We start from the raw sequence: 16,607 nt of genomic DNA, 5'->3' as shown, positions 1-16,607 counted from the left end.
ATTTAAGATGTTTCATTCAATGAAATCAGGAATTAAGAAGGCCGTGACGCTAGCAACCGTGTTGATGACGACACTCACTGCTGGCCACGCTTTTGCTAAAGATTCGATTAACTTTGGCATCATCGCTACCGATGCACAACAAAACTTGCGTAGCCGCTGGGAGCCTCTTTTGGATGACTTAGGTAAAGCGTTAGGCATGCCAGTGAACGCCTATTTCGCACCCGATTACGCAGGCATCATTCAGGCACAACGTTTTGGCAAAGTGGATTTTGCTTACTACGGAAACAAGGCGGCAATGGAAGCTGTTGACCGTGCAAACGCTGAAGCCTTCGTTCGTTACATCGATGAAGATGGCTTACAGGGTTATTACAGCTTACTGATTGTTAACGCTGAAAACGACAACATCAACACGCTTGAAGATGTTCTAGAGCAACACAAAACACTCAAGCTTGGTAATGGTGATCCTAATTCTACTTCGGGCTTCCTCGTTCCGAACTTCGAAGCATTTGCCAACAATGGCATCTCCGCGAATGACTTTCACCGCAATGTGACCGCAAGCCATGGCGCTAACGTGATGGCCGTAGCGAATAACCAAGTCGATGTCGCAACTAATCACACCATGAGCCTTATTCGCATTGAAGATCAGAACCCTGAGCTGTTTAGCAAGCTGAAGGTGGTTTGGCAGTCAGAGCTTATTCCATCAGATGTGATTACCTACCGTAAAGACTTAGATGAAGGCTTGAAACAAAAGGCGCGTGATTTCTTCGTGAGCTACGGCGAACAGCCTGAGCAGCTTAAAAACCTAAATCAACTGGCTTGGTCTGGCTTTGCTGCTACAGATAACAACCAACTACTGCCTATTCGTCAAATGGAAGCGTTTAAGAAGCTGGTTGAAGCGGAAAACAACAGCAACCTTAGCGAGAAAGTGAGAGCCGATCGTATGGCGCAATACCAAGCCGAAATCGACCAGCTGCAAACAGAAATTGATGCGCTGAAAGGTTAATCCAATTCCCCTGCGCCGCTGTGGGCGGCGCTATAAAAGAGTATGAGAACAATGACTGCAATGACTCAACGTTACGAGCCTTCATCAAAGCTGTCGATTAAAAACGGCGTGATTGCTGTGATAGCACTACTGGTCCTTAGCTGGGCGTGGCAAGGCGCGGAAATGGCACCAATGATGTTCTTCGAACACCCAGAGAACATGGTTCAGCTAGGTAAAGACTTTTTCCCAGCTGACTTTAGTGAAAGCAATGTCTACTTAACCGAAATGCTAGTGACGATTCAAGTGGGCATTTGGGGAACCGTGTTATCGATTCTGTTAGCGATCCCATTCGGCATTCTGAGTGCTGAAAACCTGATGCCGAGCTGGGTGACATTTCCAATTCGTCGATTGATGGACTGTTTACGCGCTATCAATGAAATGGTGTTTGCAATGCTGTTTGTCGTGGTTGTCGGATTAGGGCCATTTGCAGGCGTGATGGCGCTGTTCATTCACACAACGGGCGTGCTTGCCAAGCTCTTTGCTGAAGCGATTGAAGCGATTGAACCCGGACCGATGGAAGGTGTGAAAGCGACAGGCGCGAATCCTATCGAAGTGATTCTTTACGGCGTAATTCCACAGGTGTTACCACTTTGGATTTCGTACTCACTGTACCGCTTGGAGTCGAACATTCGCTCGGCAACGGTTGTGGGTATGGTTGGCGCAGGTGGTATCGGTGTGCTGCTTTGGCAATCTATCTCAGGTTTCCAGCTGCAACAAACCGCAGCAATCATGGCGATTGTTATTGTGACGGTAAGCATTATCGACTTCGTTTCTCAAATCATCCGTAAGAAGTTTATCTAGGCATCTCAGATGCCTATTTAACCAAACTTGTCTAGATAAGTGATTGAATTTTAGGAAAGGAAACCCTTATGCCCGTTTACTTAGATATTGCCTCAGAGCTTGAAAAGGAAGTGAAAGACCACTTTGTGCCAGGTGACTACTTACCACCTGAATCCAAATTGGCTGAGCGCTTTGCAGTAAACCGTCACACGCTTCGCCGCGCAGTCGATGAACTCGTGTCAACGGGCTTGATTCAACGCCACCAAGGCAAAGGCAACATGGTGATTCGTCAGCCAAGTGAATATCGACTTCACTCAGGAGCGCATTTCACCAAGAACCTTATTGAGCAAGGCGCGATGCCAAGATGTGAGGTGCTTCAGTCTCGTCTTACCAATGTACCCCCAAAGATTGCGGGCTACTTGAAGATTGAAGAGGGGAGCAAGGTTATTCACATCCGTACCCTGCGAAAAACCGGAGATACACCGAGAACCATCATCGACCACTACCTACCCAATGTGGCGTGGTGGCCGATTCTTAAGAACTTCACCAACGGTTCTTTGCACCAATTTATTCAGCGTGGCTTGGAGACTGATTTAGAGCGAAAAGAGACTCGAGTGGGCGCGAAAATCCCAACCAATGAAGAGTGTCGTTTGCTGCAAATCAGCACCAGTACACCGCTACTCAAAATTAAAACCACCAACGTAATCAAAGGCACGCAAGTGATAGCGGAATTTTCAAGTTCGAACACCCGTGCCGACGCAACCGAAATTGTAATGGAGCACTAAATGACAGCTTTGAAAGAGCGACAAAAGTGGATGTCAGTACTCGCGCAGAGCCAGTTCTCAGAATTGAAAACGCGCTGGGAAGCATTAGGGCTAGACGCGGAATACGCAATGGTTCGCCAACCAGAGATTGGTTTAGCACAAGTGCGTGCACGTATGGGCTCAACAGGCCGTCAGTTCAACATGGGGGATGTCACGATTACTCGCGCCGTCATCAAGCTAACGAGTGGAGAGCTTGGTTACAGCTACCTACAGGGGCGAAGCAAGCCTCATGCAGAGCTAGCAGCGGTCGTCGATGCCCTGATGCAAAACGGACAGCAAGCCGAAGTGATCAACACGCAACTGATAGAGCCTTTGGCTGCGATGAAACATGAACGAGACAGTCGCCGTCGCCAAGAAGTGGCTTCAAGCAAAGTGGACTTTTTTACTATGGTTCGTGGTGAAGACTAGGTCCGCGGAGAAGACGAGCTTCGCGAAGAAGACTAGGTCTACGGCGAAAACTGGCTTAGTTAAGAAAAAGCTTCGCAGGTAAGCAAAAGAACTACATGTCATTCAAGAATAAGATTAACGAATTAAACAGGTTAGAACGAATTCAATGAGTATGATTTCTCCTGCATTTCAAGATGCAGTTCATGACAGTCAGCAGTGCTTTCGATTGCTGCTCAAGGCGATGTCTGAACCCGGTACCGTCGTAACACTAAATCGTTGCGAAGGTTTTGGTTCAATGATGAGTGCAGCCGCTCAAACGCTACTTTCAATAGCCGACAATGCAACGCCGATCTGGCTATCTTCGACATTAAAAGCCGATCACGCGGTCACTGAAAACATCAAGTTTCACATTGGCGCACCGATTGTCGAACAGACTCAACAAGCGAGCTTTGCTGCGATTTCAGCACAAGATCTACAGGATGTTGATTGGTCAGAACTGACATTCAATCTCGGCAATGAAGAATACCCAGATACCTCAACAACGGTTGTGATTGAAGTTGATAGCTTAACGTCTGGAACTGAGCTGTCTCTGAGTGGCCCAGGCATTCAAAGTGAACAAGCTGCGTTTTTTAGCGGATTACCGGCGGGCTTTATTGCTCACCTTAAAGAACGTCAATCATTGGTGAAGTTCCCATTAGGTGTCGACTTTATCTTTGTGGCGAACCAGCAAGCGCTGTGTTTGCCTCGTACAACTAAAGTGGAGGCGACAACATGTACGTTGCTGTAAAAGGTGGTGAAAAGGCCATTAGTCTGGCGCACCAACTGCAAGCGAAGAAGCGTCGCGGTAATCCTGATTTACCAGAATTAAGCGTTGAACAAATTCAAGAGCAGCTGTCAGGTTCGGTAGACCGAGTGATGACGGAAGGCGGAATTTATGACAAACAACTTGCGGCATTAGCCATCAAACAAGCCGCGGGCGATTTGGTTGAAGCTATCTTCTTGTTGCGCGCCTATCGCACCACGTTACCTCGCCTAATCACTGCGCAACCCGTTGATACCAATACAATGCGAATTGAACGTCGTATTTCAGCAACCTATAAAGATTTACCGGGCGGTCAGATCTTAGGCCCAACCTACGATTACACGCACCGCTTATTGGATTTCAGCCTACTTGCCGAAGGGGAAACACCGCAGATCCCCACGCAAGATGTGACTGATTCTGAACCTTGCCCTCAGGTGCTGGGCATTCTCGAAAACCTCGACATGATGTTGACCGAAGAAGATGACCAACAAGTACCAGAAGACATCACTATGAACCCGGTGAACTACCCATGTAACCGCAGCGCACGCCTACAAAACTTGGTGCGCGGTGATGAAGGTTTCTTATTGGCTCTGAGCTACTCAACCCAACGTGGCTATGGTCGTAATCACCCATTCGCTGGCGAGATTCGTACGGGCTTTTCAACGCTATCGATTGAGCCTGAAGAGTTAGGTTTCAGCATCGATATTGGTGAAATTGAACTGACAGAGTGCCAGATGATCAATGGCTTTGTTGGTAATAAACAACAGAAAGCCAAACTGACTCGCGGCTACGGCTTAACGTTTGGGGCGACTGAGCGTAAAGCAATGTCGATGGCATTGGTTGACCGTTCTTTGCAGGCCGCAGAATACGACGAGCCTGTTGATGGCCCAGCTCAAGATGAAGAGTTTGTGCTTTCTCACTCAGACAACGTAGAAGCCGCAGGCTTTGTCTCTCACCTTAAGCTTCCTCACTACGTCGATTTCCAAGCAGAACTTGAACTGCTGAGAAAAATGCACAAAGAGCACGATGAATTGATGGCTCAGCAAAGCAATGACGAACAAGGAGGTCAGTCATGAACACAACAACGCTTAATGCACCGATAGGTAACGCTTCAGCGCCATTCAATACTGAAGAAACAGCATCTCAGAGCCCAGTAGGTGCGACGGGTTACAACTACGGCTACCTTGATGAGCAAACCAAGCGCATGATTCGTCGTGCTTTGCTTAAAGCGGTTTCCATTCCGGGTTATCAAGTGCCATTTGGCGGTCGCGAGATGCCAATGCCTTACGGTTGGGGAACGGGTGGTGTGCAGATCACCGCTGCAATAATCGGCCAACCTGATACGCTAAAAGTGATTGACCAAGGTGCAGATGACACAACAAACGCCGTGTCGATTCGTGAGTTCTTCAAGTCCATCGCCAGTGCCAACACGACTGAAAAAACGACAGAGGCGAGCATTATTCAGACTCGTCACCGTATTCCTGAAGTTGATCTTCAAGAAGATCAGATCTTGGTGTATCAGGTGCCGATCCCAGAGCCGCTGCGCTTTATTGAACCACGTGAAACTGAGACTCGTAAAATGCATGCGTTGCAAGAGTACGGAATCATGCACGTCAAACTGTATGAAGACATCGCTCGTTTTGGACACATCTCAACGGCTTATGCTTACCCAGTGCGAGTAAACGATCGCTACATCATGGATCCATCGCCAATTCCTAAATTCGATAACCCGAAAATGGACAACATGGCCGCATTGCAATTGTTTGGCGCGGGTCGTGAAAAGCGTATTTACGCCGTTCCTCCTTACACCAAGGTTCAAAGCCTAGATTTTGAAGATCACCCATTTGAGATTCAACAATGGGACGAGCCATGTGCGATTTGTGGTTCGACAGATACTTTCCTTGATGAAGTCGTTATGGATGACCAAGGCTCACATATGTTCGTGTGTTCAGACACGGATTACTGTCGCGAACAACAGGAGAACAACGCATGAACGCTGTGACGAATATGAAACACGAATGGAACCAGTCAGAGCAGCCTCTGTTGTCTGTCTATAATCTCACCAAGCTTTATGCGCCGGGTAAGGGCTTTCAGAACGTATCTTTTGACCTTTTCCCTGGAGAAGTGTTGGGCATTGTGGGTGAGTCGGGCTCGGGTAAAAGTACCTTATTGAAGTCGCTTTCTGGCCGTCAAACCCCAGACAGCGGTGAAGTGATTTACCTGCGTGGTGACGCGGATAAACAAATATCACAACTGGAAGATTTATACCAAATGGCGGAAAGCCAGCGTCGTCACTTGCTGCGTACAGAGTGGGGCGTGGTGCACCAACATCCAATGGATGGCTTACGCGGCCGAGTGTCGGCAGGCGGTAACATTGGTGAACGCCTAATGGCCGTAGGCGAACGTAACTATGGCGAAATTCGTGAGAAATCCGCGAAATGGCTCGGTGATGTTGAGATCCCAGCGGATCGAATGGATGACATGCCGACGACTTTCTCTGGCGGCATGCAGCAGAGATTACAGATCGCTCGCAACCTTGTGACTCACCCTAAGTTGATCTTCATGGATGAGCCGACTGGTGGTTTGGATGTATCGGTACAAGCTAAGTTGCTCGATCTTCTTCGCCGCTTGGTGACAGAGCTTGAACTGGCCGTGGTCATCGTAACCCACGATCTTGCTGTAGCTCGCTTGCTTGCCCATCGACTCATGGTGATGCGCCGCAGTGAAGTAGTAGAAAGCGGCCTTACTGATCAAGTGCTTGATGATCCTCAACATCCATACACACAACTGCTAGTTTCTTCTGTATTGCAGAATTAAGGACGATGACATGAATACCAAATTAACTGTAAACAACGTCAGCAAAACCTTTGTGCTGCACAATCAAAACGGCGTTGAACTGCCAGTATTAACAGGCGCTAACTTCTCAGTAGACAGTGGTGAATGTGTGGTTTTACACGGTCACTCAGGTTCTGGTAAATCAACGCTGTTACGTGCGCTTTATGCCAACTACCTAGTGGACTCTGGCTCAATTAACGTTGTACACCAAGGCAGCATGCTCGACCTTGCGAAAGCGACACCAAGAGAAATCATCAACGTACGTAAACACACCATAGGTTGGGTGAGCCAGTTCTTACGTGTCATTCCACGTATCAGTGCACTGGAAGTTGTGATGCAACCTATGTTGGAAATGGGTGGCTGCGCGCAAGAAGCACAAGAGAGAGCTAAGTTACTGCTGACTCGCTTAAACGTACCTGAGCATTTGTGGCACTTAGCGCCTGCAACCTTTTCTGGTGGTGAACAGCAGCGTGTGAACATCGCACGTGGTTTTATTGTTGATTATCCAATCCTACTGCTTGATGAGCCAACGGCTTCGCTTGATGCGACTAACAGTGCGGTGGTTGTGAGTTTGATTGAAGAAGCCAAAGCAGGTGGTGCTGCAATCATCGGTATTTTCCATGACGAAGCAACACGAGATTTGGTCGCTGACCGACTGTATGACGTGAAGCTACAAAAAGACATTTCACCAAAACAACTCACCACAGCGTGTGCGTAAAGGGAGCTGACGCAAATGATTATTACCAACGTAAATCTGGTGCTTGAAAATGAAGTTGTGCGTGGCTCGCTTGAGTTGCGAGACGGCGTGATTGCTAACATGTCTGACTCTACTAGCCAGCTTCCGGGTGCCTTTGATGGTGAGAATGGCTTCTTGATGCCGGGCTTGATTGAGCTGCATACAGACAATCTAGAGAAGTACTTCACGCCAAGACCAAAGGTAAACTGGCCGCCGCTTTCGGCAATGAGCGCGCATGATACTCAGCTGATTGGATCGGGCATCACCACGGTGCTTGATGCGGTTGCTTTAGGTGACTATCGAGATGGCAATCGCCAAGAGAATCTCGACCAGTTTATTAATACCGTAGCCGAGAGCCAGAAACGTAGTTTAACCCGTGCCGAGCACCGTATTCACTTGCGTTGTGAAGTGCCGCACTCGACCACCGTTGGCTTGTTTGAGCGTTACGTAAATATGCCAGAAGTCCAGTTGGTTTCTTTGATGGATCACGCGCCGGGTCAGCGTCAATTTGTGAACATTGATAAGTACCGTACTTACTATCAGGGCAAGTACAACATGACGGATGCTGAAATGGCGCTCTACGAAAAAGACCAGGTTGCTCAGTCACAGCGCTGGTCGAAACAGAACCGTGATGAGATCACCCGTCAGTGCCGTGATTTGAATATTCCAACCGCAAGCCATGACGATGCAACCAGCGCGCATGTCACGGAATCTAAAGAGTTGGGCATGGTCATCGCAGAGTTTCCAACCACAGTTGAAGCGGCGAAACGTTCTCATGAATTAGGATTGAAGGTAATGATGGGTGCGCCAAACGTGATTCGTGGCGGTTCGCACTCGGGCAACGTCGCAGCGCATGAACTGGCATCTTTGGGAGTGTTGGATATTTTGTCTTCCGATTATTACCCAGTGAGCTTGTTAGACGCGGTATTTACGCTAGTGAATGATGAGCGCAACAACCTCGGTGTAGCACAAGCGGTGCAATTGGCGACATTGAATCCTGCACAAGCTCTTGGCTTAACTGACCGTGGTGTCATCGCGGAAGGTAAGCGTGCTGACTTGGTGCTAGCGCATCGTTTGGATGATCACCAACTGGTATCTCGTGTGTGGCGTGAAGGCAAGAAGGTATTCTAATCCATGTCTAAAGGTTACTCATTTGATGTGAATGGGGTGGTGAACGCTGCCCCTAAAGCTGACAAACCGGGTCAGCTTTATTACGTAATTGGTCCTTCTGGAGCAGGGAAAGATTCAATTATCTCAGCGCTACGAGAGCAGTTTGTTGAAGACTTGGTGGTCGCTCATCGCTACATCACACGTGCGGCCGATGCTGGTGGCGAAAACCACGTAGAGCTCAGTGATGATGAATTCTTTATTCGCTACTCACGCAATATGTTCGCAATGAGTTGGCAAGCGCACGGCATGAGCTACGGCATTGGCCAAGAAGTGTATCAGTGGATGGATGCCGGTTTAAGTGTTGTGGTTAATGGCTCACGAGCGTATTTGGATGCGGCAAGAGAGCTGTTTGGCGAACGATTAGTCCCTGTTGTGGTGAGCGTTAACCCTGAGGTGCTAGAAGCACGCTTGCGAGCTCGCGGACGAGAGAGTGAAGCGCAGATAGCCCTTCGCTTAAAACGTGCGGCAGACTATTGTATCGATTCAGCATCAGGCTCATCGGCTCTAAATAATACGCTGTGTATTGATAATAGCGGTACGCTTGAGCAGAGCATTGCGCAGTTTTCCCGTTTAAAAGAACAAGCTGAAAGGCTCGCAGAACCTATAGGTGGTGTCGCATGAAGTTAACCATGTTAGGCACAGCCAACAGTGCGATGGTACCGGTTTATGGGTGTGATTGTTCGGTGTGTGGTGCTGCTATTGAAGAACCAAGTTTAAGACGAGAAAAGTCATCAGCGTTCCTTGAACATAATGGCAAGTATCTGCTGTTGGATGCCAATGCTCCTGATCTCATGCGCCGTTTTCCAGCGGGCTCGATAGACAAGATCTTATTGACTCATTACCACATGGATCATGTCCACAGTTTGTTTGATCTTCGCTGGGGCGCTGGCGATAAGATCTCGGTGATTTCACCGGATGACCCGCTTGGCTGCGACGATCTATATAAACACCCAGGTATCTTGGACTTTTCCTTGCGAGCACAAGCATTCAAATCGTTTGTTTGGCAGGGAATCACCATCACGCCATTACCCCTCAATCACTCTAAACTTTGTCTTGGTTATTGCTTCGAATTCGATGGCAAGCGCTTGGCTTATTTAACCGACACGGTAGGGCTGCCAAAACAAACTGAGCGTTGGTTGAAAGAGTTTCCCGTTGACTGGTTAATTACCGATTGTAATTACTCGCCAATTGAAGACCCGCAAGCTCGAGCCAGCCTAAACCACAACGACTTCCACCATATTTTAGACATCGATGAAACCTGTCGCCCCAAAAATCTGGGCTTGATTCATGTGAGCCACCACATGCTTGGCTGGGCTGAGCAACATCCACAAGCCTTTTCACAGCGATTGCGCATTCTCAACGATGGCGAGGAGATAACCCTATGAGCCAACCTCTTTCCCCTACCTTAAACAGCGAACCTAGCGTTGCTGAAAGTAGTAAGTTACACAACGTTGAACTTGGGCGTTGGACAGAAATCGCTGACCGTTGCGTGCTAAATAACGTGCAAGTCGGAGACTACAGCTACATCCAAAACGACTGTAACCTGATGTTTACCGAGGTTGGTAAATTCACATCAATTGCGGCGGCCGTTCGCCTGAACCCGAGCAACCATCCGTGGTGGCGTCCAACGTTGCATCATTTCACTTATCGCCCTGGCAAGTATCAGCTAGGTGAAGATCCTACTTCCTTGGACGATGAGGTGTTCTCGTGGCGTGAGGAAGACAAAGTACAGGTTGGACATGATGTGTGGATTGGTCACGGAGTGATTGTGCTGCCGGGTATTACGATTGGCAATGGCTCGATTGTCGGAGCTGGCAGCGTGGTGACCAAAGACGTACCGCCATACTCAATTGTGGTTGGTAACCCAGCCAAAGTGCTGCGTCCTCGATTTGACGACCCTAGCTATGTCGAGCGGCTAGAAAGCCTTGAATGGTGGCATTGGGATGATGAAAAACTCGCTGAGGCTTTGCCACTTTTCCAAAAAGACTGCGGTGAGTTTTTGAGTCACTTTGAGCAAGTTTAAACTCGATATCCTTTAAATCTTAAAACGAAAAAGCAGCCTAAGTGGCTGCTTTTTGTTTACGATGGAAAGTAAAAATTTTGATTGATTCAAGTAATCAGTTCTTTGATGCTCAATGTTTCGCCAATAAGAAATCTTTAAAATGAATAGCAACGGCGGATGCGGTTGTGGCTGGTTGGTAGTACATATTTAGGCTCCAAATACTGGTGTCATAGCATTCAAAAATAGGCACTAGTGTTTTGTCATTGATGTGATTTTCTACCAAAAATTGCGGCAGATAAGCGATACCAGTTCCGTTCAGCGCAGCTTGAAGCAGTAGGTCACTATCATTAACTTCCAACGACTTAGGGATTTTAATTATCTGGCACTCATTGTCCTTAGTGAATACCCAGTCATTACTTCCGGTGAGCGTCGTTGCAAAGAGGCATAAATGAGTTTTTAATTCAGAAGGGCTTTGTGGGATATTGTTTCTAGCAAGATATTCTGGAGAAGCGACGACGACAAAGGGGCTCTGCATTATTTCACGACGAACTAGGTGTAAGTCTTTTTCTCGATAGCCTTGATAGGATGCGTTCGCACTGATCGTAATATCACTGTCGGCGGCATGATCAAGTGCCCATGGTGAAATGTTGAGATTAAAAGTGACCTCGGGGTTAGTGCTGAGATATTCGCTGATGTGATTCATTAAAAAATGATTGGCGTAAACTGGGGTGCAAATTACATCAATATGACCTTTATCGTGTTTTTGATAGTCTTGCATGGTACGCATGATGGTTTCAGATTGGTCAACGAGCACTGAAAACTCATCAAATAAAGTTTGACCCGCTGGGGTGGGTTTTAACAAGCGGTTGTTACGTCGATACAGTGGCATTCCAAATTTTTGCTCAAGTTCCTGAAGCCAGCGGCTACCTGCTGATACTGATATGTTGAGCTTGCGAGCTGCGGCTGAAATTGACCCTGTGCGTACAACGTAAATAAAAAATGCCATTTTATCTAACATCAAAATCTCCTAGATCGAGTAAACGAAAAGGCAGGCAATGTTTAAAAATGCCTGCCTTTAATACTATTTACACCGTTGCTTCTGCTGTTTTGCTTGGAACTTTTTTACCTAATTTTTTAGCCATTACTTTTTCCATGTCTTCAAGGGCAACTCCTTTCGTCTCTGGAACGTACTTAACAACGACTACCATACAAATCAGGGACAACGCTGCGAATACCCAAAAGGCGAAAGCGCCGTTAAAGTTTTCTTTCAGATATGGGTTTTCGTTAAGCATTGGGAAGCTTTGAGTCACAATAAATCCTGTAAACCATTGTGCACCCACGGCGATAGCCATTGCTCTTGAACGAATACTGTTTGGGAAGATTTCTGAGATCATCGTCCAACATGCACAGCCCCAGGACGTGGCATAAGCGACTACATACAAACACAGTGCAAAGAGTGCTGCATAACCTTCCGTTCCGGTATAGAGCACATATCCGACGATTGTCATGCCGAGTGCACAGCCCAAAGTTCCGTATTTCATGAGCGGTAGGCGACCAACTTTGTCGATTAAGTACATACCTAATCCGTTACCAAGAATGAACACCACACCTACAAATGTTGTTTGGAACAACGCGTTCTCGGTGCCACCCGCAATAGGTTTTAGAATTTCTGGTGTGTAATACATAATGACGTTGATACCAGTAAGTTGCTGAGCTGCCGCAACAAATGTACCGATGACAAGAATGGAAAAAAGAAGGGGAGAGCGTAAGCTTATTTTACTGTTTTTTGATGCATTTGCAGGGACTAAAGATTTTTGGATCTCGAGGATAACTCTGTCTGCATGTTCTGGGTTGGAAATTCGAGAGAGTGTTTCTTTTGCCTTACCAATTTGTCCCTTGAGTACTAGCCAGCGCGGGGATTCTGGAATCATGATTAATAGACAGCCGAACAGTGTCGCTGGCAATACTTCAGAAGCGAGCATCCAACGCCATCCCACATCAACCAACCAGGCTTCAGACATCCCTTTCGCAATTAGGTAGTTAACGTAGAACACACCAGTTTGGCCTATAACCGCTGATTGTTGAAACATACTGACTGCTCGACCGCGAAAATCTTTCGGTGCAACCTCAGACATGTACATTGGGGACACCACACAAGCGATACCAACTGCCACACCGCCGATGATTCTGAGTAACACATAGATGGTAAATGTAGGCGCGATAGCGGAACCGATGGCGGAGATGATAAACAATACAGCAGACAAAAAGAGTGCACTTCGACGACCGTATTTGAGGGCAACGGTTCCTGCGGATACAGCTCCGATAATACTTCCTAAAACTACGCTAGATACTGCCCAACCCGTTTGAGCGGGTGTTAAACCAAAGTGATCTCTGATTGGCCCAATTGCTCCGGATATTACTGCAGTATCGTAGCCGAGTAGGATCCCCCCTAGTGCGGCGATACAACAAATTCTAACTATGTAAGCGATATTATGTTTGTGAGACTGTGTCCCATTATTAGGTGACATTACATACTCCTTTGTATTGTCCATACACTCTCTTAACCATCAAATAAGATAGTGCTGGGCGATTATTCGATACTCGGTGAATGTAGGGTTAGAGTATCGAATTAATAACTCGCCAATGAATTTAGTAATAATAATAAATAGATTTGATAAATATTTTTCATTCTAGCGATATTGAGAATCATAATAGCTCAGAATGACTACGGCTATTAAATTAATGTCTCTTCGGTCAATAATGTTAACCTGATCAAGGTGTGGAAAATATTTTCCAAATGATTGTGCTCGTATAACCTGTTGTTTTTTATTGATATTATTTAAGTGTGATCTGTGCCATTCTTTTCCTTAATCCCCCGTCAGCGCTAGCTTTTTCAATATATTTTGAAAAATGGAAAGCCAATTTTTCAAAATGAAAAATATTTTTCATTTGGTTTGGTTTGGATTATATTGAATCTCAGTGAAGCAAACCTGTATGGTCAAATTTTCAAACAGATGCAGTGATACGATCTAATTGAAATTTCATTGGCCTAAGTACATTAAATATAAAAATTTTGGAGTACGACCATGAGCAAAGTTCAATACGGAATTAGCCCTTTAACTTGGACAAACGATGACATGCCAGAACTGGGTGGTGAGATCCCGTTGGAGACATGTTTGAGTGAAATGTCTGAGTCTGGCTTTACTGGTACCGAGCTAGGCACTAAATACCCGAGAGATCCGGAAACTCTTATTCCTTTGTTGAAAAATCACAACCTAGTATTGGCATCTGGTTGGTTCAGCGGAAATTTGATGACATCAACTGCAGAAGAAGAAATTGCAGAAATGCAAGGTCATATCTTGCTGCTTAAAGCTGCTGGTTGCAAAGCGATGGTTTACGGCGAAGTGAGTAATACAGTGCATGGTGACATCAGCAAGCCGTTATCATCTCGCGTGATTTTGACTGAGGAAGAGTGGAAAACTTACGCTGAAAAATTAACTACTGTTGCTGATTATCTGTTGAATAAACATGACATCAAGCTTTCTTTCCACCATCACGTAGGAACGATTGTTGAGACAGAAGAAGATATCAATCGTTTGATGGAAGCTACAGGTGATTCTGTTTATCTGACACTTGATACAGGCCACATTACTTATGGTGGTGGCAACCCTGTCAATGTTATTGAGCGTTGGGGTCATCGTATCGGTCATATGCATTTTAAAGACCTTCGTATTGAAGTTATGAACGCAGCTCGTGATGCTGATAAATCATTTTTAAACGCAGTGCTTGATGGGGTATTCACTGTTCCTGGTACTGGTGATGTGAATTACGACGACGTGTTTGCTGCACTAAAAGCGCGTAATTATGAAGGCTGGCTACTGGTAGAGGCGGAGCAAGATCCTGCTAAAGCACACCCGCTTACGTTTGCTAAAACGGCTTACGAGAACATCACGGGTTACGCAAATAAATACGGCTTGTAATAACAAATGGCTTATTGAGGGGCTATCTCCCCAATAAGCCAGAGTCGACACATGGACAATACGTAATTGGCAAGGTAATGCGGCAATTACGTATCAGAAAGATCGAGGAAGAAGATGAAAACTGTACGCCTAACCGTTGCTGAAGCCTTAGCTAAATATCTTGCAGCGCAGAAAATTGTAGTCGATGGAAAAGAAGAGCAATTATTTGGTGCTGCTTTCGCCATTTTTGGTCACGGTAATGTGACATGTTTTGGTCAACAGCTAAAAAACATCGAAGAAAAAATCCCGACGTGGCGTGGTCAAAATGAGCAATCAATGGCTACGGCTGCCATCGCTTATGCAAAAGCGAATAAGCGTCAACGTATAGGTATTGCGACCAGCTCAATTGGCCCTGGTGCCACTAATATGGTTACTGCAGCGGGTATTGCCCATACAAACCGCCTGCCATTATTACTTATCTCTGGTGATGCTTATGTAAGCCGTCTTCCAGATCCTGTCTTGCAACAGCCGGAAAACTTTGAAGATCCATCGGTGACCTCTAACGACGCATTCAAACCATTGACTCGTTACTGGGATCGCGTGTTGTCGCCTGCCCAATTGATGCATACGCTTCCACAAGCACTAGATACTATGCTTGACCCTGCGACTTGTGGACCTGTTTTTCTTGGATTGCCACAAGATGTTCAAGGTATTGCTTACGATTTCCCAGAGATATTTTTCGAAGAGAAATGTCATCGTATCCGTCGCCCTGAGCCGGAAATGGTCGTACTAGAAGAAGCGAAAGAGATCTTAATTAAAGCGAAGAAGCCTTTGATTATTTCAGGTGGCGGCGTGCACTACTCACTTGCAACCGATGAACTAGCCGCGTTCGCAGCTAAGCATAACATCCCTGTTGTCGAAACTATTGCAGGCCGTGCCACCATGCTGCAAGACAATCCACTTAATGCTGGGCCTATCGGCGTTACTGGCTCTAACTCTGCTAACCATATGGCTAACGAAGCTGATGTCGTACTTGCGATTGGTACACGTTTACAAGATTTCACTACGGGATCTTGGAGCGTATTTAAAAATCCAGAAATGCAGCTAGTTAGTATTAACGTAGCCAAATTTGATGCGATTAAGCATCGCTCTCATCCCGTTATTGGTGATGCGAAAACCAGTATGACGAAATTGACTGGTCTTTTGGCTGACTGGCGATCAGGTGATGAGTGGTCTTCAAAAGCGAAAGTAGAAGCCGATGAGTGGAAAGCGTTAGTTCAACGTCGTACTCACCCACAAGCCGGTGAATTGCTTGAAGGCACCTCTTCTTATGCTGAAGTGATTGGCAAGCTAAACCGCAGTATGGAAGAGGGCGATACAGTATTAACTGCCGCTGGCGGATTGCCTGCTGAACTGTCCATGAACTGGCAGAATTACCAAATCGGTAAATTTGATATCGACTTTGGGTACTCGTGTATGGGGTATGAGATCGCGGGTGGTTGGGGGGCGAAAATCGCCAACCCAGATAATGATGTTGTGGTTCTTGTCGGTGATGGTTCGTACCTTATTCAAAATTCAGATATTTACTCGTCGGTTCTTACTGGCCACAAGATGATCGTCGTCGTTTGTGACAATGGCGGCTTCGCTGTTATCAACAAGCTTCAAAATAATACGGGTAATGAATCATTCAATAACCTGCTGGAAGATTGTCGCCGCCCAGACGGAGAGTTAGCTCGTGTTGACTTTGCTAAGCATGCAGAAGCACAAGGTGCCATCAGCGAAAAATTGACCTCTATTACCGACTTTGATGCAGCATTTGCAAGAGCGAAAGAAGCTGACCGTACCTACGTTATCGTTGTGGACATTGACCCAGTATCTCCAGTTGCATGGTCGAAATGTGATTGCTGGTGGGAAGTGGGGCTTCCTGAGGTTACGCGTAACGAAGAGACCGCAAAGAAAGTCGCTGATTGGGAAGAGGGCCGTGCGGCTCAGCGTCGCGGTGTTTAATCAAGAATATCCAAAATTAAAATCACAATAACTTTAACCACTGATACATCACTCAATCAGTCG

The 16,607-nt window shown here is 46.5% G+C and carries 17 protein-coding genes; 15 read left to right on the top strand and 2 right to left on the bottom strand.

Annotation, left to right across the window (positions count from 1 at the left end):
* Positions 1-7 precede the first annotated feature (7 nt).
* From phnD to HRQ85_RS08550, 13 genes are all read left to right on the top strand, one after another.
* Positions 8-1,003 carry a phosphonate ABC transporter substrate-binding protein gene (gene phnD, locus HRQ85_RS08610; RefSeq protein ID WP_050621794.1) on the top strand — a complete coding sequence of 332 codons (996 nt, stop codon included), beginning with the start codon at positions 8-10 and terminating at the stop codon, positions 1,001-1,003.
* Between the two features lie 51 nt (positions 1,004-1,054).
* Positions 1,055-1,843, top strand: a complete 789-nt coding sequence (gene phnE, locus HRQ85_RS08605) for a phosphonate ABC transporter, permease protein PhnE (RefSeq protein ID WP_086774585.1) — start codon at positions 1,055-1,057, stop codon at positions 1,841-1,843.
* Between the two features lie 68 nt (positions 1,844-1,911).
* Complete coding sequence (phnF, locus tag HRQ85_RS08600) at positions 1,912-2,607, top strand: phosphonate metabolism transcriptional regulator PhnF (RefSeq protein ID WP_172379305.1); 696 nt, start codon at positions 1,912-1,914, stop codon at positions 2,605-2,607.
* Positions 2,608-3,054 carry a phosphonate C-P lyase system protein PhnG gene (gene phnG / locus HRQ85_RS08595; protein WP_172379304.1) on the top strand — a complete coding sequence of 149 codons (447 nt, stop codon included), beginning with the start codon at positions 2,608-2,610 and terminating at the stop codon, positions 3,052-3,054.
* A gap of 145 nt (positions 3,055-3,199) precedes the next feature.
* On the top strand, positions 3,200-3,820 hold the full coding sequence (gene phnH, locus HRQ85_RS08590; RefSeq protein ID WP_172379303.1) for a phosphonate C-P lyase system protein PhnH: 621 nt from the start codon (positions 3,200-3,202) through the stop codon (positions 3,818-3,820).
* Positions 3,805-4,911: a carbon-phosphorus lyase complex subunit PhnI gene (locus HRQ85_RS08585; RefSeq protein WP_172379302.1), complete on the top strand. Its 1,107-nt coding sequence runs from the start codon at positions 3,805-3,807 to the stop codon at positions 4,909-4,911. The genes phnH and HRQ85_RS08585 overlap by 16 nt, the downstream gene beginning before the upstream one ends.
* Positions 4,908-5,828 carry an alpha-D-ribose 1-methylphosphonate 5-phosphate C-P-lyase PhnJ gene (locus HRQ85_RS08580; protein ID WP_172379301.1) on the top strand — a complete coding sequence of 307 codons (921 nt, stop codon included), beginning with the start codon at positions 4,908-4,910 and terminating at the stop codon, positions 5,826-5,828. Before HRQ85_RS08585 ends, HRQ85_RS08580 begins: the two co-directional genes overlap by 4 nt.
* Entirely contained in the window at positions 5,825-6,652 is an 828-nt protein-coding gene (gene phnK / locus HRQ85_RS08575) for a phosphonate C-P lyase system protein PhnK (RefSeq protein ID WP_172379300.1), read from the top strand. Before HRQ85_RS08580 ends, phnK begins: the two co-directional genes overlap by 4 nt.
* Positions 6,653-6,662: 10 nt before the next feature.
* Positions 6,663-7,388 carry a phosphonate C-P lyase system protein PhnL gene (phnL, locus tag HRQ85_RS08570; RefSeq protein WP_048612810.1) on the top strand — a complete coding sequence of 242 codons (726 nt, stop codon included), beginning with the start codon at positions 6,663-6,665 and terminating at the stop codon, positions 7,386-7,388.
* Positions 7,389-7,403: 15 nt separating this feature from the next.
* On the top strand, positions 7,404-8,537 hold the full coding sequence (phnM, locus tag HRQ85_RS08565) for an alpha-D-ribose 1-methylphosphonate 5-triphosphate diphosphatase (RefSeq protein WP_172379299.1): 1,134 nt from the start codon (positions 7,404-7,406) through the stop codon (positions 8,535-8,537).
* 3 nt (positions 8,538-8,540) lie between these two features.
* Positions 8,541-9,197, top strand: a complete 657-nt coding sequence (gene phnN / locus HRQ85_RS08560; protein WP_172379298.1) for a ribose 1,5-bisphosphokinase — start codon at positions 8,541-8,543, stop codon at positions 9,195-9,197.
* A complete protein-coding gene (phnP, locus tag HRQ85_RS08555; protein ID WP_172379297.1) occupies positions 9,194-9,961 on the top strand; it encodes a phosphonate metabolism protein PhnP in 768 nt (255 codons plus the stop codon). The genes phnN and phnP overlap by 4 nt, the downstream gene beginning before the upstream one ends.
* Positions 9,958-10,599, top strand: a complete 642-nt coding sequence (locus tag HRQ85_RS08550) for a DapH/DapD/GlmU-related protein (RefSeq protein WP_172379296.1) — start codon at positions 9,958-9,960, stop codon at positions 10,597-10,599. Before phnP ends, HRQ85_RS08550 begins: the two co-directional genes overlap by 4 nt.
* Positions 10,600-10,708: 109 nt before the next feature.
* Here the strand turns inward: HRQ85_RS08550 and HRQ85_RS08545 are convergent, their stop codons facing one another.
* Together HRQ85_RS08545 and HRQ85_RS08540 are read right to left on the bottom strand one after the other, a co-directional pair.
* On the bottom strand, positions 10,709-11,596 hold the full coding sequence (locus tag HRQ85_RS08545) for a LysR family transcriptional regulator (protein WP_048612814.1): 888 nt from the start codon (positions 11,594-11,596) through the stop codon (positions 10,709-10,711).
* Positions 11,597-11,663: 67 nt separating this feature from the next.
* Entirely contained in the window at positions 11,664-13,106 is a 1,443-nt protein-coding gene (locus HRQ85_RS08540; RefSeq protein WP_048612815.1) for a sugar porter family MFS transporter, read from the bottom strand.
* 558 nt (positions 13,107-13,664) lie between these two features.
* Between HRQ85_RS08540 and iolE the strand changes: the two genes are divergently transcribed.
* Both iolE and iolD read left to right on the top strand, forming a co-directional pair.
* Entirely contained in the window at positions 13,665-14,558 is an 894-nt protein-coding gene (gene iolE / locus HRQ85_RS08535) for a myo-inosose-2 dehydratase (protein ID WP_048612816.1), read from the top strand.
* Between the two features lie 114 nt (positions 14,559-14,672).
* Positions 14,673-16,544: a 3D-(3,5/4)-trihydroxycyclohexane-1,2-dione acylhydrolase (decyclizing) gene (iolD, locus tag HRQ85_RS08530; protein WP_172379295.1), complete on the top strand. Its 1,872-nt coding sequence runs from the start codon at positions 14,673-14,675 to the stop codon at positions 16,542-16,544.
* Positions 16,545-16,607 lie beyond the last annotated feature (63 nt).

Origin of the sequence: Vibrio sp. Vb339 (assembly GCF_902751245.1) — a bacterium.
In the GTDB taxonomy this organism is placed as follows: Bacteria; Pseudomonadota; Gammaproteobacteria; order Enterobacterales; family Vibrionaceae; genus Vibrio; species Vibrio coralliirubri.
The sequence above is the reverse complement of the archived record's forward strand: the minus strand, read 5'-3'. Positions and strand labels throughout refer to the sequence as shown.

Coding starts and splice junctions, on each gene's coding strand:
- phnD (WP_050621794.1), top strand. CDS start 8: ATGTTTCATTCAATGAAATCAGGAATTAAGAAGGCCGTGACGCTAGCA.
- phnE (WP_086774585.1), top strand. CDS start 1,055: ATGACTGCAATGACTCAACGTTACGAGCCTTCATCAAAGCTGTCGATT.
- phnF (WP_172379305.1), top strand. CDS start 1,912: ATGCCCGTTTACTTAGATATTGCCTCAGAGCTTGAAAAGGAAGTGAAA.
- phnG (WP_172379304.1), top strand. CDS start 2,608: ATGACAGCTTTGAAAGAGCGACAAAAGTGGATGTCAGTACTCGCGCAG.
- phnH (WP_172379303.1), top strand. CDS start 3,200: ATGAGTATGATTTCTCCTGCATTTCAAGATGCAGTTCATGACAGTCAG.
- HRQ85_RS08585 (WP_172379302.1), top strand. CDS start 3,805: ATGTACGTTGCTGTAAAAGGTGGTGAAAAGGCCATTAGTCTGGCGCAC.
- HRQ85_RS08580 (WP_172379301.1), top strand. CDS start 4,908: ATGAACACAACAACGCTTAATGCACCGATAGGTAACGCTTCAGCGCCA.
- phnK (WP_172379300.1), top strand. CDS start 5,825: ATGAACGCTGTGACGAATATGAAACACGAATGGAACCAGTCAGAGCAG.
- phnL (WP_048612810.1), top strand. CDS start 6,663: ATGAATACCAAATTAACTGTAAACAACGTCAGCAAAACCTTTGTGCTG.
- phnM (WP_172379299.1), top strand. CDS start 7,404: ATGATTATTACCAACGTAAATCTGGTGCTTGAAAATGAAGTTGTGCGT.
- phnN (WP_172379298.1), top strand. CDS start 8,541: ATGTCTAAAGGTTACTCATTTGATGTGAATGGGGTGGTGAACGCTGCC.
- phnP (WP_172379297.1), top strand. CDS start 9,194: ATGAAGTTAACCATGTTAGGCACAGCCAACAGTGCGATGGTACCGGTT.
- HRQ85_RS08550 (WP_172379296.1), top strand. CDS start 9,958: ATGAGCCAACCTCTTTCCCCTACCTTAAACAGCGAACCTAGCGTTGCT.
- HRQ85_RS08545 (WP_048612814.1), bottom strand. CDS start 11,596: ATGTTAGATAAAATGGCATTTTTTATTTACGTTGTACGCACAGGGTCA.
- HRQ85_RS08540 (WP_048612815.1), bottom strand. CDS start 13,106: ATGTCACCTAATAATGGGACACAGTCTCACAAACATAATATCGCTTAC.
- iolE (WP_048612816.1), top strand. CDS start 13,665: ATGAGCAAAGTTCAATACGGAATTAGCCCTTTAACTTGGACAAACGAT.
- iolD (WP_172379295.1), top strand. CDS start 14,673: ATGAAAACTGTACGCCTAACCGTTGCTGAAGCCTTAGCTAAATATCTT.